General features: G+C 41.5%; 24 protein-coding genes. 8 read left to right on the top strand and 16 right to left on the bottom strand.

Annotated elements, in window-relative coordinates; translation table 11 throughout:
• Both FYJ84_RS12920 and FYJ84_RS12915 read right to left on the bottom strand, forming a co-directional pair.
• Window positions 1-706: type I restriction-modification system subunit M N-terminal domain-containing protein (locus FYJ84_RS12920; RefSeq protein WP_154408013.1), on the bottom strand; the 706-nt coding region annotated here is incomplete at its 3' end.
• Window positions 707-720: 14 nt separating this feature from the next.
• A complete protein-coding gene (locus tag FYJ84_RS12915) occupies window positions 721-2,451 on the bottom strand; it encodes an N-6 DNA methylase (RefSeq protein ID WP_154408012.1) in 1,731 nt (576 codons plus the stop codon).
• Between the two features lie 1,178 nt (window positions 2,452-3,629).
• On the opposite strand from FYJ84_RS12915, the gene FYJ84_RS12910 reads away from it, so the two are divergent.
• On the top strand, window positions 3,630-4,409 hold the full coding sequence (locus FYJ84_RS12910; RefSeq protein ID WP_154408011.1) for a ParA family protein: 780 nt from the start codon (window positions 3,630-3,632) through the stop codon (window positions 4,407-4,409).
• 3 nt (window positions 4,410-4,412) lie between these two features.
• Window positions 4,413-4,871, top strand: coding sequence for a hypothetical protein (locus FYJ84_RS12905; protein ID WP_154408010.1), 459 nt, complete (start codon window positions 4,413-4,415; stop codon window positions 4,869-4,871).
• Window positions 4,872-4,964: 93 nt separating this feature from the next.
• Here the strand turns inward: FYJ84_RS12905 and FYJ84_RS12900 are convergent, their stop codons facing one another.
• The 7 genes from FYJ84_RS12900 to FYJ84_RS12870 all read right to left on the bottom strand — a co-directional run bounded on the left by FYJ84_RS12900 (window position 4,965) and on the right by FYJ84_RS12870 (window position 10,412).
• Window positions 4,965-5,720, bottom strand: a complete 756-nt coding sequence (locus FYJ84_RS12900) for a hypothetical protein (RefSeq protein ID WP_154408009.1) — start codon at window positions 5,718-5,720, stop codon at window positions 4,965-4,967.
• Window positions 5,721-5,737: 17 nt separating this feature from the next.
• On the bottom strand, window positions 5,738-6,187 hold the full coding sequence (locus FYJ84_RS12895; RefSeq protein WP_154408008.1) for a JAB domain-containing protein: 450 nt from the start codon (window positions 6,185-6,187) through the stop codon (window positions 5,738-5,740).
• A gap of 76 nt (window positions 6,188-6,263) precedes the next feature.
• Window positions 6,264-6,437 carry a DpnD/PcfM family protein gene (locus FYJ84_RS12890; RefSeq protein WP_154408007.1) on the bottom strand — a complete coding sequence of 58 codons (174 nt, stop codon included), beginning with the start codon at window positions 6,435-6,437 and terminating at the stop codon, window positions 6,264-6,266.
• Between the two features lie 24 nt (window positions 6,438-6,461).
• A complete protein-coding gene (locus tag FYJ84_RS12885) occupies window positions 6,462-7,418 on the bottom strand; it encodes a YqaJ viral recombinase family nuclease (RefSeq protein ID WP_205764264.1) in 957 nt (318 codons plus the stop codon).
• A 63-nt stretch (window positions 7,419-7,481) separates the two neighbouring features.
• Complete coding sequence (locus FYJ84_RS12880; protein WP_154408005.1) at window positions 7,482-8,348, bottom strand: zincin-like metallopeptidase domain-containing protein; 867 nt, start codon at window positions 8,346-8,348, stop codon at window positions 7,482-7,484.
• A 19-nt stretch (window positions 8,349-8,367) separates the two neighbouring features.
• Window positions 8,368-8,514, bottom strand: a complete 147-nt coding sequence (locus FYJ84_RS12875; RefSeq protein ID WP_154408004.1) for a hypothetical protein — start codon at window positions 8,512-8,514, stop codon at window positions 8,368-8,370.
• An 89-nt stretch (window positions 8,515-8,603) separates the two neighbouring features.
• On the bottom strand, window positions 8,604-10,412 hold the full coding sequence (locus FYJ84_RS12870) for an ATP-dependent helicase (protein ID WP_154408003.1): 1,809 nt from the start codon (window positions 10,410-10,412) through the stop codon (window positions 8,604-8,606).
• 266 nt (window positions 10,413-10,678) lie between these two features.
• Here FYJ84_RS12870 and FYJ84_RS12865 point away from each other — a divergent pair, with 266 nt between their 5' ends.
• The 4 genes from FYJ84_RS12865 (at window position 10,679) to FYJ84_RS12850 (ending at window position 12,711) form a co-directional block, all read left to right on the top strand.
• On the top strand, window positions 10,679-10,891 hold the full coding sequence (locus FYJ84_RS12865; RefSeq protein WP_154408002.1) for a helix-turn-helix domain-containing protein: 213 nt from the start codon (window positions 10,679-10,681) through the stop codon (window positions 10,889-10,891).
• The gene (locus FYJ84_RS12860; protein ID WP_154408001.1) at window positions 10,888-11,109 is read left to right on the top strand and encodes a helix-turn-helix domain-containing protein; all 222 of its coding nucleotides are present in this window, start codon (window positions 10,888-10,890) and stop codon (window positions 11,107-11,109) included. The genes FYJ84_RS12865 and FYJ84_RS12860 overlap by 4 nt, the downstream gene beginning before the upstream one ends.
• Window positions 11,102-11,365, top strand: coding sequence for a helix-turn-helix domain-containing protein (locus tag FYJ84_RS12855; RefSeq protein ID WP_154408000.1), 264 nt, complete (start codon window positions 11,102-11,104; stop codon window positions 11,363-11,365). Before FYJ84_RS12860 ends, FYJ84_RS12855 begins: the two co-directional genes overlap by 8 nt.
• A 182-nt stretch (window positions 11,366-11,547) precedes the next feature.
• Complete coding sequence (locus FYJ84_RS12850) at window positions 11,548-12,711, top strand: hypothetical protein (protein ID WP_154407999.1); 1,164 nt, start codon at window positions 11,548-11,550, stop codon at window positions 12,709-12,711.
• A 241-nt stretch (window positions 12,712-12,952) separates the two neighbouring features.
• On the opposite strand, the gene FYJ84_RS12845 is transcribed toward FYJ84_RS12850, so the two are convergent.
• Entirely contained in the window at window positions 12,953-13,315 is a 363-nt protein-coding gene (locus FYJ84_RS12845; RefSeq protein ID WP_154407998.1) for a hypothetical protein, read from the bottom strand.
• A 158-nt stretch (window positions 13,316-13,473) separates the two neighbouring features.
• Between FYJ84_RS12845 and FYJ84_RS12840 the strand changes: the two genes are divergently transcribed.
• Window positions 13,474-13,770, top strand: coding sequence for a hypothetical protein (locus tag FYJ84_RS12840; RefSeq protein ID WP_154407997.1), 297 nt, complete (start codon window positions 13,474-13,476; stop codon window positions 13,768-13,770).
• A 259-nt stretch (window positions 13,771-14,029) separates the two neighbouring features.
• Here the strand turns inward: FYJ84_RS12840 and FYJ84_RS12835 are convergent, their stop codons facing one another.
• Window positions 14,030-14,881 carry an RpnC/YadD family protein gene (locus FYJ84_RS12835; protein ID WP_205764263.1) on the bottom strand — a complete coding sequence of 284 codons (852 nt, stop codon included), beginning with the start codon at window positions 14,879-14,881 and terminating at the stop codon, window positions 14,030-14,032.
• 204 nt (window positions 14,882-15,085) lie between these two features.
• Between FYJ84_RS12835 and FYJ84_RS12830 the strand changes: the two genes are divergently transcribed.
• Complete coding sequence (locus tag FYJ84_RS12830; protein WP_154407996.1) at window positions 15,086-15,667, top strand: recombinase family protein; 582 nt, start codon at window positions 15,086-15,088, stop codon at window positions 15,665-15,667.
• Window positions 15,668-15,694: 27 nt separating this feature from the next.
• Here the strand turns inward: FYJ84_RS12830 and FYJ84_RS12825 are convergent, their stop codons facing one another.
• The 5 genes from FYJ84_RS12825 to FYJ84_RS12805 all read right to left on the bottom strand — a co-directional run.
• On the bottom strand, window positions 15,695-16,234 hold the full coding sequence (locus FYJ84_RS12825) for a hypothetical protein (protein WP_154407995.1): 540 nt from the start codon (window positions 16,232-16,234) through the stop codon (window positions 15,695-15,697).
• A gap of 102 nt (window positions 16,235-16,336) precedes the next feature.
• A complete protein-coding gene (locus FYJ84_RS12820; RefSeq protein WP_154407994.1) occupies window positions 16,337-19,372 on the bottom strand; it encodes a type I restriction endonuclease subunit R, EcoR124 family in 3,036 nt (1,011 codons plus the stop codon).
• A 12-nt stretch (window positions 19,373-19,384) separates the two neighbouring features.
• On the bottom strand, window positions 19,385-19,843 hold the full coding sequence (locus FYJ84_RS12815) for a restriction endonuclease subunit S (RefSeq protein WP_328596396.1): 459 nt from the start codon (window positions 19,841-19,843) through the stop codon (window positions 19,385-19,387).
• A gap of 21 nt (window positions 19,844-19,864) precedes the next feature.
• Window positions 19,865-20,575: a restriction endonuclease subunit S gene (locus tag FYJ84_RS12810; protein WP_154407992.1), complete on the bottom strand. Its 711-nt coding sequence runs from the start codon at window positions 20,573-20,575 to the stop codon at window positions 19,865-19,867.
• A 120-nt stretch (window positions 20,576-20,695) separates the two neighbouring features.
• On the bottom strand, window positions 20,696-21,706 hold a 1,011-nt coding region (locus FYJ84_RS12805), incomplete at its 5' end, for a type I restriction-modification system subunit M (RefSeq protein WP_154407991.1).

The raw sequence follows: 21,706 nt of genomic DNA, 5'->3' as shown, positions 1-21,706 counted from the left end.
AATATCCATGCTTATCGGCCTTGCCACTGGTCACAATCCGCGTAATCAGCGAAGAAACAGCCTGTGGCGTATAAAACTCGCCAGCCTTCTTGCCAGAACCGGCTGCAAACTGCCCAATCAGATACTCATAAGCGTCCCCTAAAGCATCTGCACCATACTCACTCAGGTTGACTGCCTGAAGCTTCTTAATAACATCTGCCAGCAGCCTGTTACGCTCCCGCGGTGTTGCCCCCAGGCTCTTGGAATCAATATCAAAATCCTCAAACAAATCCTCATAAGGCTTTATCTGCGTCACATCATCCAAATCAAAAACCTTCTGCTCAATATCACGCATGGCCTGACGCAAGCTATCCGTAGTGAACTCATTCTCATTTATCTGATTATAGAAAGCCGTAAAGGTAGTATGAGGAGCAATGGCGAAGCCGTACTTGTCAATCAGCTCCTGCTGCAGATCATTCCATTCCTCAGCAGCCTCATTACTTTGACTTCGATTAGCATATACTTCCTCATAAAACGCCTGAGCCTCTGCCAAGCTTTCTGGCTTCTCATCCCTCAGCAAGTCATAAACATCATAAAGCTGGCTATCAGAAATATGCTTGTAAAAAACCAAGCCAAGCAGATAATCCTTATACTCATCAGCACCCATACTCCCCCTCATGCTATCAGCACAAGCCCAAAGTACAGGTCCCAAATTCGATAATGCCATAATAATGCTCCCCCTTAATCCAATACGCTGCCAATCATATTCCGCAAATTATTTACTTTTGCCTCAGCTTCCTGCAATTCTCCTAATAATTTACTGTACTTTTCAACCAACTCGTCCTGCTCTGAACGTGGAATCATAGGAATTTTTACTGATTCCAAATCAGCTTTGGCAATATTAGCAAGAATCCCTGTTGTACACTTCATCATCAGCTGCTGAAGCCCAAGTTTACTGTTAAGATACAGCATAACATAGAAAGGATTTACCTTCTCTGAGTCAAGCGTGATAACATACAGATTACCACTGGCTATAACATCTTCCTCAACCTTCGGCATAATCGCAATCTTGAACGGAGTAGTACGAGATACCAGCAAATCACCTTCCTGAACAGTATACTTGCTATACTGCTTTGGAGTATCAACTAAATATGGCAGATTTACATTAACTGTACCATCAGAAATATTTTGCAGCATTAAGTAACGACCGTTTCCTGTGTCCTGCTCAGATAAGTCTGGAGAGGCTATATTCATACCACGTCCTTGCTTCTTCATCAAGTCTATCAGCTTTACGCCATTTTCTATCTTAATCGTATTAAGGTAACGTTTCGGCATGAGCACATATTCATTCTTGGCTAACTCCTCCATAGAGACACTTTTACTTATATCGCTATCCTGCTTCAATGCTTCCATTATGCGTTTAATGTCATCTGCCGATAATGCGATAGATTTCCTGCCAACTTCCTGCCCAAGTTCACTTGCATCTACTACTCTTACAGAGCTGTTATTGTCACTGAATACCCATGCCACAAGCGGAATAGATGTATAAGACAGAAGCATTTGTGGTAACGTTATAATAGCCTCAACCTTACCGGACTTGATAAGATTTTCACGAATGGCTGCCTCACGCCCCATCCTGAACAAAGTACCATGAGTAGCCAAAACAACTGTCTTTCCACCGCATTTCTGGTGCAACATAGGAAGTATCATATACAAAAAATCAGCTTTCTTCGTCAATCCTTTAGGAATATACTTACTGAGTTCATCTGTATATGCAGAACTTACTTTACCCTCAAACATAGCACCATAAGGCGGTTCTGAAAATACTTTGTCGTACTTATTCTCCAAACTATCCATCTGGAGAATGTCCTGCTTCTCTACCGTAAACTTATTTCCTAACAGTAAAGACTTTATCTTGCTGATAATTACAGCAGAAGGATTGATTTCAATCCCATGATATGCACAATCTTCATGGTTCTCGATGCTAGATTTTACGAGAAAATTTCCACGTCCAGAGCACATATCAAGCACGTTATCGCCACCACGAATATCCAGAATAGCCATCGCCAACTCAGCAACACTATCCGGAGTATCATATTCCGTATCCTTCCTGACGCCCCTGTCAGAAGAATTACTGAAAAGAACCAACGCTTTCAGCTCTTTCTGTAATGGTACATACGAAAATTCCTGAATTTCCTTCCAATGAGCAGCCACAAACTCCTGCAGAGGCCTATTCACCTCCATATCCTCAATATTTTCATCAAGGAATACATGAAGCTCCCCCTCGCTGCCAATATCATACTTCTTGATAAAATATGACAATGCAGCCAAGGAAATAACACTGTCCGACATATCTTTAGGCTCTACGCCAGCCTTGCCCAGCAATTCCATACCAGCATACTCAAACTTGCGAGTGTCCAAAGCCTTGAGTACATCAAATTCTTCTTTAGTCATATCTTCGTATAATTTCATAATAAACCTCCCAATCCTGCATTGTTATCAATAACAAATAGCAATCCTAAAAATTACCAACATCTTTTGTTGATTTGAGTATACCACTATCCTAATTGTAAGTCAAATAATTTTCTATAAAACATTAATATTTTTTTGTTATCTATTACAATGCACTGGTGTACAATTGTTGCCATCAAAACTCACAGGAGAAATCTACTATCCCATTAAACGCCAACTCATCTGAACCTTGCTAACGACCAAACTTTTACGATAATTATAACTTGACGAGTAGCACGAACACCTGTAAACTGGGAGGAGGGAGGCAGAGTTTGCCCTGCCTTATAGGTTCCGAAGAACCAAAAGCAAGGCAATAAAAAAGACCGCACACGGCGTAAACTGGTGTGTCGGTCGGCTTTCATTTCCCTTTCGCGTCTTATGCTCCACAAGGAGCAGCTGGCTCGGTCTGGTGTTATCAGCTAGTGGCTAAATCTTTTGACGCGGTATGCCTCATCTATGGTGTCACCCATATCCCAGGACAGTTATTGCCTGCTGTGACGAACCCAGCAGGCTCAGATGAAGGAGTTGCACCCTCAACGCATCGAGACTAAAAAAAGCTCCCTCTAACGGAGTAAGCTACCTCAGCTGAACGAGGCAGGGGCTGACTAAACCCAGCTTGCAGTCGTGATACCACGCACAAGCTGCACATAATCCCCCACTATCTTAACTATACCTCTTGACAAAAAATGTCGAACAAGGTACAATCTTTCATAGACAATGAGCATATTCCCTTTAATGTTCTTTGTGGTGTTTTTTTTGGGGGGGATATGTGCAACAGCTCTCATCGGGACGGCAATCCTGATGGGAGCGTTTTTTTGTGCTAATTATTAAGTTTGAGCCTAAATACTAAACTATCATCAATGATAGCACTGATAATGACCTGAGTCAATACTTGCTGCTCCACTCTAAGCTGCATAAAACCTTGTGTTGCTTATGTTGCTTTTGTTGCTTATGTTGAACAACAACAACAACAAAAGCAACAACATCATGTTGTATATGTTGCTTATGTTGAACAACAACAACAACAAAAGCAACAACATCATGTTGTTTTTGTTGTTCAATATAATTATTTTATTGCGTGTTGTTCAATCATCTGTTATCATAAAATTATAAAAAAATTTTTCTAGGAGTTTTGAAAAATGGCAAAGATTTATGCAATAGCCAACCAAAAGGGTGGCGTAGGCAAAAGTACAACTGCACAATCACTGGCAGCTGGGCTATACGACCTCGGTAAAAAAGTATTATTGATAGACTTGGATCCGCAGAGCAATCTATCAGTTCTTTGCGGTGCAACTACTGACGATAAAGATAGCAACGTAGTAACAATGCTTGAGATTTTGGTAGGTGAGCAACCTCTGTCCGCAGGTATCCAGAATAAGGATAAGTATGACATCATCCCAGCTTCCATGTTTTTGGCATCAATTGATGGCAGACTCACTGATCCTATCAGTAAACCATTCAAATTACAGGAAACCCTGAAGGGGAAGGTCAATAAGTATGATGTTGTAATAATTGATACACCTCCAGCTCTTGGAACTATCACAGCTAACGCTATCATTGCTGCCGATGAAGTTATTATGCCAGCACAGGCAGACATACTAAGTCTACAAGGTGTATCTCAGCTTTATAATACAATCGAGACAGCTCGTGGGTATTGCAACAAAAAACTCAAAGTAACAGGCATCCTTTTAACTAGGTATAATGAACGTACACGCTTATCCAAAGACCTTACCCTCATGTTTGAAAATGCTGCTGCTCAGATGAGCAGCAAAGTATTTAAGAATAAGATACGCGACAATACCGCTGTAAAAGAAGCACAAGCAAAAGGGGAAGATATATTTACTTATGACAATAAATGTAATGCTGCAAAAGATTACAGAGCACTGATAAATGAGATTTTCGTAGAGGAGGTTAAGTAAAAAATGGCAAAACAAAAAAGTTTTTCTACTTCACCTCTGAATCCTTTTGACAAATCTCAAGGGGCAGCTGCACAATTCATGCCGCCACAGCCAGCTCAACACCCTGTTGTTAATATTGAACAACAAAAGCAACAACAAAACAATCAGGAAGATATAACAACAACGGCTAAAATGACAGATATTGATAATGCTGATGGTGTTGAACAACAGAATCAAAAGAAAGCAAAAACTCCAAAGAGAGAGTTTCCAGGACGTCAGCATCTTCATCTAATAGTACCTGAGCAAATGGCAGCAGACATAAAACAGTTAGCAAAAATCCGAAATGTATCTGTAAATATATTTGTGCAAGAAGTCCTCGAAACCGCTCTTATTGAATATAAGCCTGTCTTGAAACAACTCACTCTTATGAATCAGAAACTCGGTATGAACACCAAGGTAAATAAAACAAACAAAATCATATAAGTGTTGCTAATGTTGAACAACAATAACAACATATACAATCATATAAGCATAAAGGAGGGGAACGTCCCCTCCTTATTTTTATTCCATAAATCATCAGCCTACATTCTCCATTTTAGTATCGCCAGCAGCTATGTCCTCCATATCCTGAGTAAACAGGCTGGAGCTTCCAGTAGCCGTAAGGATTGCATCAACGTATGCACGCTTCTTCGCCATCTTCAGGACAGTGTTAATCTGGCTAAAGAAATCTCCACGCAGGAACTTCCGCTCACGGGAATTGGCTGCACCGATTCCTTCGGCAATAACACTTCCATCTCCCTTGCAGACCGTAACCTTGATTTCGTATGCCACCAGTCCCTTATCATAATTCTCATAACGGTTTACGACCTCGATACTGGTGCTGTAACCATAATATGCAGCCAGCTTCTCAGCTCCAGCCTTCAGCAGACTTGGCTTCTTGCAGCCCTGAATAACACCATAATCGGCATAGGGCTTCAGTATTTTTGCCACAACAACTTCAATGCTTTCGGTCATTTCCTGTACTTTATTCTCAGGATTTTCTGGTGTGGTCTGCTCCTCTTTTGCTGGCTTTGCAGTACGAGATTTGCGAGTACGCTTTGGCTTTTCCTCAGCAACTTTTACAGATGCCTGAATGGCAGAATTGTTATCGGCAGTTTCAGCCTTTACATCAGTTTTTGCTGTAGATACAGATTCCTGAACAGGTGCAACATTGTTGCCATGATCTGACGCAGTATTATCGACTGATATAGGAGCTGTAGCCCCAGTCATTACAGGCATTTTTAATCCGTTTGCCCTCTGTGCAAGAGCTGCTTTGATGTCGTTGATATTCATAGTTATCCTTCCTTTCATTACTTTGCAAGCTTTTCTTTAATGCTGATGTATGTCTGATAGCCAATGACAATATGGTCGAACACTTCAATCCCCATCATCCTGCCAAGCTTCATAAAAATCTCCGTTGTTTTTATGTCATCAAGGCTTGGAGCAGGATTGCCAGATGGATGATTGTGGCACAGGATTGCCGAAGATGCATTATGCAGGAGAGCAGCCTTGAACAGTTCCCTCGGATTTGCTATGGAGCAATCAATAGTGCCATGTGACAGCTCATGGGCCCCAATTACATGATTTTTCATGTCCAGCAACAGAGCAATCATCGTTTCTTCTGCAAGGTTCTCCATGTCGAATATAGCATTGGCTACCTCTACTGCGTCCTCTGGGCAGGTAATGATATGCGGAGCGTCATATTCTATATCCTTCTCCCTCACCAGCTTGATACGGTTCAATGTTAAGTAATTTTTCATCTTGATAAACTCCTTTCAAAAAAATGGCTCCCAGACCGAAGCCTGAGAGCCGTACAATCTTTTTTCAGTTACAGGTTTAGCACTCATCATCAGCAAGGCTGATGTCGTAGTCTACAAAATCGCTGGCACCCAATACTATCTCGCCACTGGTGTACAGCCCATCAGCCTTTGCAAGAGCCTCACGCTCACTCCCTGCGGCTACATAGATAACACGGGACATTGTTTCCTTGATTTCGACTGCATAAATCATCTTGATTTCCTCCTAATATGTATCTTACTTGTTGTCGGTATTGTTCTTCGGCTTGTAGACACTAAACCTTCTATAGCAGCTCCTGACAGTATACTTGGCAACAAGGTCTGGCTGTTCTTTCTTCAATGCTGCCGTATCAAGGCGAGTGCTGACTGCTTCCTTCCAGCTGACGGAGAAACCGTTCCTTGACTTAGCACACTCAGCTTCTCCTAGCATGGATTTGAGCTGGTTCTCCAAAAGGTTCTTCTGCTTCTTAACATCGTCCTCGATAGCCTTGATTGCCATGTAATCATCAAGGAGCTTGTCTGCTTCATCAGGCAGGATTATGCTGGTCTTGTTGCTGGCAGGATAGAGCTGGTCAAGTGCCTCTGCTGAGTTCTCGTCAACATCAGGCTTTTGGCGTCTCACGACTTTATCCCAGAAAGCAGACTCAAGCATGATGATAGTACTGATGGTTTCCTCATCACGCTCCACAATTTCATAATGCAGCTCATTTCCTCCAATCAGGTAAACCACATAAGCCCTAGGAAGCTCACAGACAGCAAGGTAATGCTGTATCTGGATATAATATTCAGCAGGAAGACCGTCAGCCCATTCCCCAGCCTTAAAAGCCGAAACCGTTTTGATTTCCACGAGTGACACCGAGCCATCATCTTCACGGATAATGCCATCAATGTCAGCAATCATAAACGGATAATCCTCAGACTGGAAGATGTACGGCATGACCTCGACTACCTTGCCAATCTTGGTAGCGAACACATCACGGATAACTGGCTCCAGAGTTGTTCCCCAAAACATTGCCTCATTGTAGACTGACTGCGTGTCACTGGAAGTCTTTTCCAGCCACAAGCCCAGCGGACTTTTCCAGCGAGAAAGACCGCAAGCTGCTGCTGCATCACTTCCGCCAATTCCCTGCTTACGAAGTGCAAGCCATTCCTCACGGAGCATGCCCTCTGTCTTTGCTAAAATTTTCTTTGACATATCCATTCCTCCTTGATAAGATAAGCATGATATTTATCTAAAAGCTCCTGCAGAAGCTGTGGTTCAGACAGCCTCAAGTTTAGGAGCTTTTTTGCTTGGCAGAATACCCTCGGCAGCATCCAGAATGATGTTTACAATCTTCTCCACATCGGACATAATGCTCATAATCATCTTCAGAACACTCTCCGCCTTGTCAGTTTTCTTCTTTTTGCCGGCATAACGGGCAATATATTCAAAGCCCTGCTTCTCATAGCCCTCTATTCCAGTAATCTGGCACAGCACCATAGCTGCAAACTCAGCTGTAGCCTCCGCAATTTCTCCGTCCAGCGTAGTCAAGTTATGGACAAAGTTGTGCTCCACTGCATGGGCAAGCTCATGGAAGTAGACCACAGCGTCCTTACTGTACAGATTGACCTTATTCTCGTTGAGCTTGTATGTCCCCAGGGCAGCTCTGCACATCGGCATGTAGGTAACAGGAATACCAAGATTTTCAGCAGCTTCCCAAAGAGGCGGCAGTTCATCAGGAGTGTAGTCGACCACTGGGACAGGCTCACCATCGGTATCCTCAATTCTGAATACAGGGATAGGGCGAAAACCAGTAATAAAAATCTTTTCTTCCTCCATGCCAGTATCAGGATTTTTCATCGTTATCTTCTTGGTGCATGGAGCAAGGATGTGGATTGCCCTGCTCCCCTGCTTGACAAAGCGATTGACGGAGTTCCACTGCTTGAATCCTCTTGCGTCAGCTGTGCCGTATGCGTACATCAACATCTGATTGCCGATACTCCACTTGTCAGACGGAATAGCAACCTCGCCCTTTCTCCTGCGAATGATGCTCCACGACACAGCCTCTGGCATTTCGCCCTTCTGATACATCTCAAGCAGCTTATCCACGGCTTCCTGATACAGATTGTCATTGTTCTTTTTCATAAAACTCATCCTTTCTTACTCACTTCAAAATTCTCTTGTTAGCCTCCAAATGATTTGCCACCACTTTGTCCTGAAACTCCATGCTTCCATCCAGACTTGCTGGAAGGTTATAAAGCATTGTGCCAATCAGGATAAGAGCAGCTAACCTGACTAAAATGTCCTTCATAGCCTCACCCCCTTTCATAGACAGACCTAAAAAAAGGCATAAAAAAAAATCCTGACAATGCAGGAGATACCAGCGTATACATATTGTTGTTAAGCAAGAGCCTCTAACAAGAACCTACAGATTTTATTGGGTTCCTTGCTTTGTGTGGAAACTTTCGGCATCGAGATGTACAATTTTTCCTTGGCCCTAGTGATGGCAGTGTATAACAACCGCCGTTCCTCGCTTATATCGGCTGTATCTTTATTTGATGGCAAAGCTCCGTCATAGCAGCCACAAATAAAGACATTATCCCATTCCAGCCCCTTTGCTGCATGAATTGACATGACCTGAATAACATCATCAGTATCAGCAGTCCTCTTTTTCATCTCGTCCAGCATACCCCTGATTTCTGAAATATGCTGCAAATACTGCTCCAAGCTGCCATACTCCTGAAGCTCATCAGCAAATGACTCAACAACCATAGTGTTTGCCGTACCAAGATACTTCCTCAAGCCAGCATTCAGCAGGGCATGCACTACCTCGGATGGTGATTTGTCTTTAACGGATTTCATGGCATCTACCATGCCGTCAACATAATCCTGATGGAAGAAGGGCAGCTCCATGAGCTTCATCGCATCCAGAAGCGTACAGCCATTATCCCTTGCCAGTTCCTCAATGTGGTTTATTGCATTAGCTTTCATGTACATCACCGACAGGATTGACTTGATAGTGCGAGTATCATTGTTCAAGAGAATTGCGTGGAACAAATTAATTATCGATGAATAAGGATATTGCTGAATGGTCAGTACATCAGAGATGCGTGATGCAAACGGCATCCCCTTCTCCAGCAGAAGCTCAATAACCTTCTTGGCAGCAAAACCAGACCGATACAGCACAGCAATATCCTTGTACTGACTGCCCTGCTGATGCAAATTGCCAATCTGCTCAATGATACCGTTCGCCTCATCTGCCTCGTTATCAGCAATCATGTAAGCAGGACATGAATATCCCTTCTGGCTTTTGGAGCATTTTAGGGCAGGGTAGTCCTCCATTACCTTATTCGCCAGTCCGATGATGCCAGCATTTGAACGGTGATTGATAGTCAGCTCAAACCTTGTGGCAGATTTATCAAATGAATTGATTACATCTGGGACGCTGCCACGAAAACTGAAAATACTCTGCCGATTATCCCCAAAAAGGCAGATATTCTTGGTACTTCCTTTCAGCATATTGATGATGGCGAGCTGGTTATAGTCCAAATCCTGTGCCTCATCGATTAATATGTACTCCCATGATGAGCACCAGCGTTTCCTAAGAGCCGTATTGGCAGTCAGCAATCTGACGGCAAACAGCTGCATTGTGTCAAATGTCAGCATCCGATTTTCCGTCAGATACTCAAGATACCGCTCTCTTACTCGGATTGTAGCCTTTTTAGTAATGTTGGGATTGTTGAGGCTGCCAATCACCTCGTCAACTGTGGTGTCAGCCTTGCCGATAAGACGCCTGATGACGCTCTCCGTGATTGCTTGATTGGTTATGACCGTAAAGTTTCCATATCCATTACCACGCAGGAGATGAAAGCAGAGGCTGTGCAGGGTGCTGACCTGTACGCCCTCCAGCGAGCCAGCTCTATCACGAATTTCTATGGCTGCCTTCCTGCTAAACGCAAGGCAAAGTGTCCTCGCACCTGGCTTTACGTTTTGGATTTCAACCAGCTTTGCTACAAGGCAGAGCGTTTTACCAACTCCAGCTCCGCTGTTTACTACAGTCAGACCATCAATATGAGAGATTGCCAAGTCCTGTTCTTTCGTAAACCGCACTCCGTTAGCAGGAGTATAGCCTGATGATAAATCAGATAGCACTTCTGCCAATGGTGGCTGGGAACGCATAAAATCTGGGTTTTGAACAAAATTTTTCATACAAAATTCCTCCTCAAAATATAAAAAGCCACCAGCATATCACTGATGGCACGGCATACTATACGAGTTTATTCTAAATCCAAATGGGGCGGGGGCTAAAAATTTTACACTAAAAAATATTAAATTTACTATATAGACAGAGCAATTTTCGTAGTTTTCAAGAGCATATAGAAAAAATTTTTAAAAATTTACCTAAATTTGTGAATAAGCCCCCTATACAACGTAATAAACGAGCAGACGCGCAAAAAAATAAAAGGAGAAAAAACATGGAACATCTAAATCTTTTTTGGCTACAACATGCTAGAAAAAAACGAAAATTCACGGTTAAGTTTGTAAGCAGAATTATCGGAATAACAGCTTCAACTCTTTGCCACTGGGAGACTGGAAAAACACCAATTCCGGCTGAAAAATTGCTGCAACTCTGCCACTTATACGGCTGTTCAGTCAATGACTTAATTTACAAGGAGACATTAAAATGATAAATTTTGATTTCACCAAAATTCGACAATTCCGCAAGGAAGCTGGTTTACGCCTAAAAGACCTTGCCGAAGCAATAAACATATCTATCAATACTATAAGTCGATGGGAAAATGGTTGTGGAAGTATTTCCGTTGGCAATCTGCTGAATATTTCCAGATTTTTTGGAAAAGACATCAGAACTTTTTTCATTGATAAAGGAGATAAAAATCATGTTTGAATATCGTACTCATAAAATAACTAGTCAAGATAACTTACCAGAATTATGGCGTACCGAAGGGAAAATATATCGCCAAAAACGCGAAGGACTACATATTTCAAGGAAAGAACTATCAAAAGAAATCGGCTGCTCTTCTGTAACAATATATAATTTTGAAAACGGTAAAAGTTCGATGTGGCGCAGTGTAATGAAAAAATCTTATGAAATGGCTTTACAGGTTATCACATCAAGGCGATTAAAACTTTTACAGCCATAACACAAATAGGGCGTGATCAATGGTCATGCCCTTTAATAATAATATAAGGCACATGGAGTTTAAGAAAAAATTTTCATTACGAACGCAGTCGGAGCAAGGCTTCGACAAGGAGTAAAAAATTTTGTAACTCCAGTGTTACGAAATCTTATGATAAAACATTTAATGAACACAAGGAGATTACTATGATACATACGATGACCATTGGCAAGGACATTTATCCTGATGAGAGTACTATATCCTACATTCTAAAGAAAATGAAGAAACCTCCTCAGTTTCAGTCAATGTATTTTTCAACAGATGAAGCATTTGATCATCTTTATAGAAAATGTACATATTACCCTAACTCGCTTTATTTCGGCATAAACGCAATTCAGCTTATAAGGTATGGAATAGAAACTATTGATATGGCAACTGATGAAAAAAACTATACAGTCGCATTTCAACTAAGATTTGTAGTTAATCCGTATCGCCTAATTCATCAAAATGAACCTCCTAGCGTAAATCTTTTTATACCAACCGCTAATAATATTTCCCTTTTGAATGAACAATTTGACCGTTTTATAAAGTGTTTTCTCCCCGCGTTGTATGATGAGTTCACATTTGATAAAATGCTTGCCAAGCGAATAGATTACTCATTCAATTTCAAAATAAGAGAGCCTGATAAACGTTCTGCATTTTATAAGGTTATACACAAAACCAGTATGTATAACAGAACTAAACTATGCAAGTCTGATACACAAAAGCGGTATGAACAATCTGCTGCTGAAAAGAATAAAAGCCGAAAAATCATAATCTACGACAAAGCAGCAGAAATCGCAAATATGAACTATATAAACACAAATCAAAAACGCACTTTGGAAGCATCTGCACGAGAAATCATCAGATTTGAAATTCAGTTCAGTAAGCAGGGAATTAAAAATCTTGTTCAGAAATATGCTCTCAAATCTTCTAATGTGCTAAATTTTCTGGATAAGGATATAGCATACAATGAGCTTATATCAGGATATAAAAATACCATTGGTATTGAAGATTTCTACGATAGAAGTAATATAAAGAGCATACTCAGGAAAAGCTGCACGGACAGTATGTCTGAAAAACTTATAAATATAACAAAGATGATAGCCCAAACAAGGAGTATAGCAGTTGCCAAAGAAAAATACGTTACTGGCTATGCTCTCAAGAATAGTTCCGTTACACTAAAAGGTACAACTCAAACATTTAACAATCATATTAAGAAACTGCGTCAACTTGGTATCAATCCAGTGCCATTAACTGATGGAGATAAGGTCTGTCATGTACAAAATCCAATTCATCAGTTGGAGGAAATGTACAAAAATCTCATCTAAACCATGTTCCTGTAACAAATTTTATATGATTTCCCGAAAACGAAAAAACGAATTAAAATCTACCATGTAAAGTAATAGATACAATAATCAATATAATGTACTTTCCCACAAAATCGGTATAATTGTTATACAAGCAAGTCGATTAGGTATTATAGAAATATATTTTCTATAGATGTCAGAAAACTTACATATAGTTTTACAAATAAAAAAGCGAGACAGATTTACTGCCTCGCTTATGTGCTTATAAGTTATTCAGACAAGCATTAAAGATTATCTGATATACTTTAACACTTTTTACAGGATTTTTAGAAGCCTTGTTACCATCTTCGCAACCATACCATTCACCATTATTCTTTACAAATTCATAAGATGAATATCCCATATTTTGTCCATCTTGAACACATTTTGCTTTTACTCTTATTATAGTACCGTTATTATTCTGTGATAACGTATCAGTGTCAATATAGTATACTTGCTTTATATCAAATTTTGTTTGTTCTCCTGCATATACATCCACAGCCTCTGCTTGGTTTATATAAGCAACCTGTCCCCCCATAACTAAAGCAGCACCTAACGCTACACCTGCAATGATTTTCTTAAACATGACTTCTCCTCCTCATAATGTAAGATGATTATATTTTACGGTTATCATATTCTACGAAAAATTAAAAAATCCTGCTTTTGATTAAAATTTTATAAAAAAAGAGGATATTTACGATAAACGTCGAATACAACATATAAAACTTATTGGAGGTAAACAACATGGCAAAAGGTAAAAAGAAAACGGCTGAAGAATTGCTGAAAGCAGAAAAGCTTAATTATGAAAAACTGAAAGAAGAACTGTCAAAATCAAAGCAGAAAATAAAAGAGCTAGAAGAAATAGTAACATTGAATAAAGCAAAGAGTATTATACATCTAATCGAAGAAAACAACCTCTCAATTGACGAATGTATGGCTATTTTATCAAACCATCAACAAAAAAAGAACGAAACGGATGAGATAATGGATTTTTTTAATATAGATCCAAATGAAATACAATCTTTTAGCGATTCAAAATAAAAAAATGAACGCCCCACTAGAGCAAATCTAGCAGGGCGTTATTTATTTGCTATTAATCAAACAGACTCCCAACGAAAGAGAATACTGCCCTGGAGCAGCAACCACGGAGCAGCAGCAATCATTACTGCTCCACCCGCCGTTGCTGCCAGTGCGGCTCCTGCACTCGTAGCAACCAAAGCTGAAGTTGCTGTTCCTGCCACTCCTGCTGCTGCACAACCAATATCTTCCCACGCCTATCCATTTTCAGGTGATTTCATACTCAATGAAGAACCGCAGCATTTTTTAATATTTCCTTAACTTCCTCCACGGAACATCCACTAATATCGGCAATATCTTCAACTGGCATATTACGTCTGAACATTTTTAATACTGTCTGAGTCTTAGTTTCCCAAATTCCCTCATTCCGCCCCTCTGCCAAAGCTTCTGATCTTATGCTATCTCTCTCTAGGTTCCAGATATATTCTTGGTCAAATAAAGTAAGCATAATTTCCTCGACCTCCTTCTCACGTTCACCCAAGTATTCCTTGAGCAGATTTCTGTCACGACAAATCCTGATAATCTCTTTTGCTGCTGTCAGCGTCCTGCCATACAATGCTACCTGCTCATTAAATACCCTGCAAAAGCCTATATACTGACTGATAATATCATCGCTATCCTGAAGGTAAATAATCTTTACCTTGACATCTATGCAGCAATCTGTGTCAGAAAAAAACTCATCTTTCAGTGACAACACATCAGGATGGCTTCCCTTGTCACCAGTATAGATAACATACAACTCAGGCTTCGGCATATCGACCTTATGGCTGCCGTACAACTTAATTTTGTTTTCCCTGAAATAGTCCTGATAAGTCTCCATCAAGTACATCAGGGAACGAATAACGATATTAGGAGACCATGTTGACTGAGCTTCCACCAGAACCATCAGCTGGCTGCCCCTGACCATGAAGCCCAAGTCATTGTATATGCCGTTCATAAGTATTGACTTTAATGTCACAATATCCAAATCATCTGCCTTTATGGTTGTATCATCTGGATGCAGTGTCTGATACATCTGCAAAAGGTACTTTTTCTGGGAAAATAAGTCCCTGAATACTGTGTCCTTCACTGCCAATTTCATTTTTCTTCCATGAGTCAACACAACCACTCCTCACTTAATCCAGCTACACCTATATTTTACCAAAATGTTGCCTCATACACAAATATTTATTCTTCTTATTGTCATAACTTAACACTATTGACAACGATGTATATACCCAGTAAAATTAAGGCATCAGGCGTTGTCAAAAGTCATTGTCAATAGTAGGAGGGATAAAAAATGATTTATGGCTATGCACGAGTATCAACCGCAGGACAGGCAGCTTCTGGAAACAGCCTTGCCGACCAGCAGGAGCAGCTAACGAACGCTGGCTGTCAAGAGATTATCGTAGAGCAGTATACTGGCTCCACAACACATCGTCCTGCTTTTATCCAGCTGCTGGACAAGCTTCAGCCCGATGACACGCTCGTAGTCACCAAGCTGGACAGGATAGCCCGCAATGCAGGAGAAGGTATCAACCTCATCAATGACCTTATGAAGAAAGGTATCAAGGTTCATATCCTGAATATAGGACTGCTGGACAACACGCCTACTGGCAAACTCATCGCTAATATCATGCTTGCTTTTGCCCAGTTTGAGCGTGATATGATTATCGAGCGTACTCAGGCTGGCAAAGCTATCGCCAAGCAGAAAGCTGACTTTGTTGACGGAAGGCCTCGTATTCCTGCATCACAGACAGACCATGCTCTGGAACTTCTGGAAGAAGGACTAAGCTACAAGCAGGTAGCCCGCAAAACAGGCATTTCCATATCAACTCTAGCCCGAAGGGTAAGAGAAAAACGAGCCAAAGCAGCCAAATAGCACACTTTTTATATACTAAGTTGCTATTCATCTTGATTTTCTGCTATTTATAATTTTCTTAACACGTTCCCATTCGTCCAGAGACAGGTACAAATATCGTTTCTTCACGTCTCCTATCTCATCCTTCCTAACTGACCGCAACACGCTCTCAAACGACGTCTCATTGCCAGCCTTGGCATATTTCTTATAGGCCTCAGCCTCTCTGCTGGAGCAAATCACAACCCTGCTGAATCTCTTTACACCACTGCTCTTTCTGCCAGCACCTTCACGTTTGCCCCCCCAGTTCGGGGAATGAATCTTCAACTGCTCAACTTCATCCTCCAGACTCTGTACTTTTTCTGCAATCCGAGCTCTATCCTTTTTTACATTGGCAAGTTCCTTCCTCGTATCCTCTATCTCAAGCTTTACACGAGCCTCTGTCTCCGTTAAAATCCTGTTATTGATACGACTAAGGACTTCTGATAACTCCCTGCACAAATCAGTCAGGCCAGCCTTGTTAAGCTTTTCCAGCTCTCTGGCACTGGATTTTCTAATTACTTTTTGCGCTTCACGCTGCAACTCCGTCAACTGCATGACTTCCCACCTCTCTTTCCTGATGTAGAATATTATAGCACTTTTTCAACTTGAATACTATAAAAAGCCTCCTCTACAAAAGGGGAGGCTTTTTTCTTACTTATCCAGCAAAGGTTTTATCTTCTCCGCCAAGGCAGCAATGGCTTCCTTGACCTTTCTCTTATACATGAGCTTGCTCATATTATGTGTCTGCTTGAACTTCTCATAGTCATTCCCTACAACGATTGGCGCAGACTTCTTGTAGTTCTCCAGCACAAACAGCACCTCATTTTTCTTGACGCACCATTCTTTGACAAGCATATCAACCTGCTGATTAATGATGTTATCTATACGCTGCTCAATAACATTCATGGCGTCCATGCCCTTGTAGGCTTCAGGATGAGCCTTCATATCTTCCCAGAACTGCCTGATGACAGCTGCCAGGCCCGGATTGCTTTCCGCCAGCTGGTCGATGTACTTTTCAATATTTTCATCATGTACAGCCTCTACAATAATCTGGTCCTCATCAGGGATATGCCGCTGTATCAATGACATGAGATACCTGTAGTCTATTATTTCAATCCTGATGGTTTCCAGCTCATACTCGATGTCAATGGTTACATCATCGCCATCATCATCACGAGAACGCTTCAATGCCTCCAGCACATTCTGATACTTTCCCAGATAATCATCAAAATCCTGATGGCTGATGCCATAATCACGCTCCAAATCCTTGTCAGCCCACTCCATATAGACCTGAATTTCCCCAAAAGACTTGTCCAGCTTCTGGAACTGCTTCACAAACTTTGCCATAGCTGCCCTGTCATTCAGCAGGTTATCTACAGCCTCAGGCGCAGGTGCCAGCTTCCTTATCTCACTGATAGCCTCGGTAAATTCCTGCTCAATTTCCGCAAAAGGCGGAGCACTTACATCATTCGTCCCCCCATTGGAATACAGCCAAAGAGCCTCATCTACAGCCTTTCTGTATTCCTCAGCTCGCTGGAATATAACAATCATGCCGTACTTCTTCGACCTGTCATACAGCCTGTTGGTTCTGGAAAATGCCTGTATGATATTCTGATAGCTCATAGGCGGCCTGTCCACAAAAAGAATACCGCAAGGCGGTGCATCAAAGCCTGTCAGCAAGCGGTCAACAACAATCACAATATCCAGCTGGTTTTCCCGCAGGCGATACTGCCCCTTCTTCCTTGCCAGCCTGTCATTCAAATCCGTGTTATATGCCCTCTGGCTGTCAAGGCCATAATTCGTCCCAAACATGGCATTATAATCCTGCATGGCTTCCAGCATGAACTGCTGGTTCTGAATTGAATCATCATCATTCTCGGTAACGGTATGGGTGATGGCAATCCGCGGAAAATCATTCAGCTTACTGCGTACATGCTCCGCTACCTTCCCCTCTGCCACAAACTGTTTCATCAGACGATAATAACACTGGGCATCACTGATGGACTTAACTGTCAGTATAGCTTCATAGGCATCACCACGTTCTGCCGAAAGTCTGAACTTGCCAGCACACTTGTTGATGATGAAGTCAATAACCTCCATACGATGAATATCGTTGGCGTATGGGTCAGTGTCCTGTACCTTGACCTCTCTCATAACCGTGTAAGTAACTTTGCTACGATCTTCATTGACCAATAGCTCATGCTTCTTTCCTACGCCCATCTGCTCACCAATGACACAAATCTGCTCGTAGGAAATAGTGTCCTTGTACTCAATCTGAAAACCCAGCACAGCCTTGTTGTGCAATGCCTCACGAATAGTATACTTGTGCAGACACGGGCCGAACATGCCCTCAGTAGTCCGAGGCAAATCTCCCTTCCTGGCCCGCATATTTTCCTTAAAAATCGGCGTACCAGTGAAGCCGTACCACAATGAGCTTTCAAAAAAATTCATAATCATTCGCTGGGTTTCAGGCGTTACAGTACGATGGCACTCATCCACTACAAAACCAATCCTCAAACCATGGAATTTCTTAGTTTTCGTGCTGTCCTTCTTCGCTTCGCTGCTATACCTCTTAATGAGAATTTGCAACTTCTGAATAGTAGTGATAATGGCAATGCGGTCGTTGCTGTACAGTTTCCTTACAAGCTCGCCAATATTCTGGGTGTCCTCAATGTCAACGGCATCATTCTCCGCATAAGCCTTGAAAGATGTGCTGGTCTGCTGATCCAAATCCTTGCGATCAATCAGGAAGATAGTCTTGTCTACGCTAGGTATCGTCAGCAAGTTCTTAGTGACTGTGTAGGAGGTCATGGTCTTGCCTGAGCCGGTGGTATGCCATACAAAACCTGACTTCCCCTCCCCTGACGCCTTTTTCACCGCCTCAATGGCATGAATCTGATATGGACGCAATAACAGCAGCTTCTTCCTCTCAGCATCCAACACGCTGTAGAACCCAATCATCTGATGAGCCTCTGGAATGCGAAGCACGCTCCTGGCAAATTGCAGATAATTCTCCACGGGATGATTAGAGCTATCAACCCATGTGGTAAGAAAATTCTCGTTGAGCCTGTCACCAGTGTCAGCAGCAATATAACGTGTGTTGCTGCCGTTGGTCACAACATACATCTGCACCAGCCCGAACAAGCCCTTGAACTTGCCCTGCACCTTGTACTTCTTAATCTGCCGAAAGGCATCCATGAAGGGGTGATTCTGATTCTTCAGCTCAATCTGTATCATGGGCATACCATTAATCAGCAGGGTGACATCAAAGCGGCGTTCCCTGTCACCACTGCCCTCTTTAGCTGACACATATTGATTGATGACCTCATAGCAGGAACGACCGCCAGCAATCTCCCTGCTGCTCACAGCAAATAAATGTATCGTCCCCTTTGCTGCATCCTCACGGACAAGGGGAATAACAGCCTCACCATTCTCCCCAGCAAGCCATAAGGCGGCCTTGTAAGGCGTCTGCGCCTGTTCCAGCATAAAGTTCTTAATCTGCCCAAACTCCTCATCAGTAAGCAGCTCCCCATCCAGTACCGCCTGATTATTCTGATTGAGCTTCTCACGAAAATTATGCCACAAAGCTTCCTCTGTAGTAATATCCTTGCGGTAAGTCCACTGGGAAATACCTGTAGTCAACTGCGCTATAAGATTTTTCTCCATTGCCGCTTCAAGTTCTGCCATAACCACACCCCCTTACACAAACATCTGCTGAAGCAATCCCTTCTTTATCTCCTGAAGGTCAGAAAGAACTTGCTTTTCAGCAGTTATTTTTTTGTCGAAAATTGACAGAAAGTCTGCTATTTTCCTCTGTTCTTCTATACAAGGTAACATTACACTTAATCTCTTTATAGTGGTTGCCGATAAATTCCCTTGCCCACCTTGTAAGAAAGTACTTACTATGTATTTTCTGAAATAACTCAACCATAAAAAAATATAATAAACATTATCTTTTATTGGGCGAATACATAAAACAGCCTGATTAATTGCTCCGCTAATCTTTGATATATCACATTCTCCACTATTAGCACCATACAAAGCATACAACAAATCGCCTTTTTTAACCATTTTAGCAGATGAATTTGCTAACCCGTCTTCTGATATATGTAATTCCGTATTCGCCTTATGAATTTCTCCAGAACGTATGAAAGGAATGTTACCAACATAATAGTCTTTTTAATCTGATTTTGGTGTGCCCCCGGAAAAACAAACAATTATATCAGCTAACAAATTCTTTTCCCACTTTGGATAATCCTGCCCATTGTCATCTTTAAACCTAATCTCCTGACTAAAGATTTTCTGGAGCAATCCCTTCTTCGTTTCCTCAAGGTCAGTTACAATATTCTGCTGTGCAGTAATACGCTTATCAAAGGTGGTAAGAAAGTCGGCTATTTTTTGCTGTTCAGACAATATTGGTTTAGAAACCAATATATTAACAAAGTCTTTTTCTGACACATTCAACAACCCGTCCATTCTAGCCGATGATGAAATTATACCTCTTAATTCTTTATCAATTTTACCAGAATTTAAATAATTTCCATAAAAAGTTGAGTTACCATTTTTCATACGAAAACAATGGTATACATAAGGTACTAATGCTGATGAATTTTCCAATTCAAAAATACAACCATACTTTTTTAACTTTGAATTTCCTCGATTATAAGCTAAATCTCCACGGCGGAGCAGTGTATACTTTTTCAAACTACTACCAGCGTTATCTTTAGAATATTTTTCTTGTTGATTTATAAACCCTTTTACAGCAGAAAGCATCATAACCGGATGCTCGGCACCATCATTTTTATCTTTTATTATATCTGCAATTTGAGATAATTTTATTTTATCCCATTCACCTGTAAATCCTTTAAATCTCAACTTCGGCACAACCATATATGTCACCTCTCAATCATATTTTATCTATCAAAATTCTACTATAATTGATATTATTGCCGTAGGTCTGTAACTTAGAAGCCATGTTCACACTTACAATCCATGCACGCTATACCACTCTCATAATCCCAATTCTTTAAAAAAACCAGCCAATTGTTCATCAAGCGCAGCAGCTTCCTCTCTATGCACTTTCAACCTTTCCTGCACAGCAGCAATATCCACCAATTCTTCCTCCTCAAAAGTATCAACATACCTCGGAATATTGAGATTAAAATCATTCTCCTGAATTTCCTCAAAACTAGCCAGATGCGCAAACTTCTCCACATCCTTGCGCTCATGATAAGCCTTCACAATCTTATCAATATGCTCCTGCTCCATCACATTCTGCGCCTTGCCAGCCTTAAATTCCTTAGAGGCATCAATAAACAGCACATCACGGCTATCCCGATTTTTCTTCAAAATAACAACACACGTAGGAATACCCGTACTAAAAAAGATATTAGCCGGCATACCTATAACAGCATAAATACTGCCATTTTCCAGCAAATGCTTGCGAATTACTCCCTCGGCAGCACCTCTGAACAGCACACCATGAGGCAGAACAATCCCCATGGTGCCATCATTTTTCAAATGATAAAATCCATGCAGCAGGAAAGCAAAATCCGCTTTTCCTTTTGGAGCCAGCTTTTCATAAGGCTGAAAACGCTGGTCGCTCATAAATCCCTTATCCCCACTCCAAGCCTGAGAATATGGCGGATTCATCACAACGCTGTCATAGCTGGTAGGTTCCTCTGTCGGCCAGTCTGCTCCCAAGGTATCACCATTCCTGAAATGCTGCTGAGTAAAAGGCACATGATGCAGTATCATATTCATTCTGGCAAGGTTGTATGTGGTATGAGAACGCTCCTGCCCAAAAAACTGAATTGTATTCCGCACTGACTCCTCAAGATAGTTCTTTGCCTGCAACAAAAGTGAACCCGAACCCATACAAGGATCATAGATAGAATATCCATGCTTATCGGCCTTGCCACTGGTCACAATCCGCGTAATCAGCGAAGAAACAGCCTGTGGCGTATAAAACTCGCCAGCCTTCTTGCCAGAACCGGCTGCAAACTGCCCAATCAGATACTC

Source organism: Anaerovibrio slackiae (genome assembly GCF_009695585.1).
GTDB lineage: Bacteria > Bacillota > Negativicutes > Selenomonadales > Selenomonadaceae > Anaerovibrio > Anaerovibrio slackiae.
This window is presented reverse-complemented; position numbering and strand designations above follow the sequence as displayed.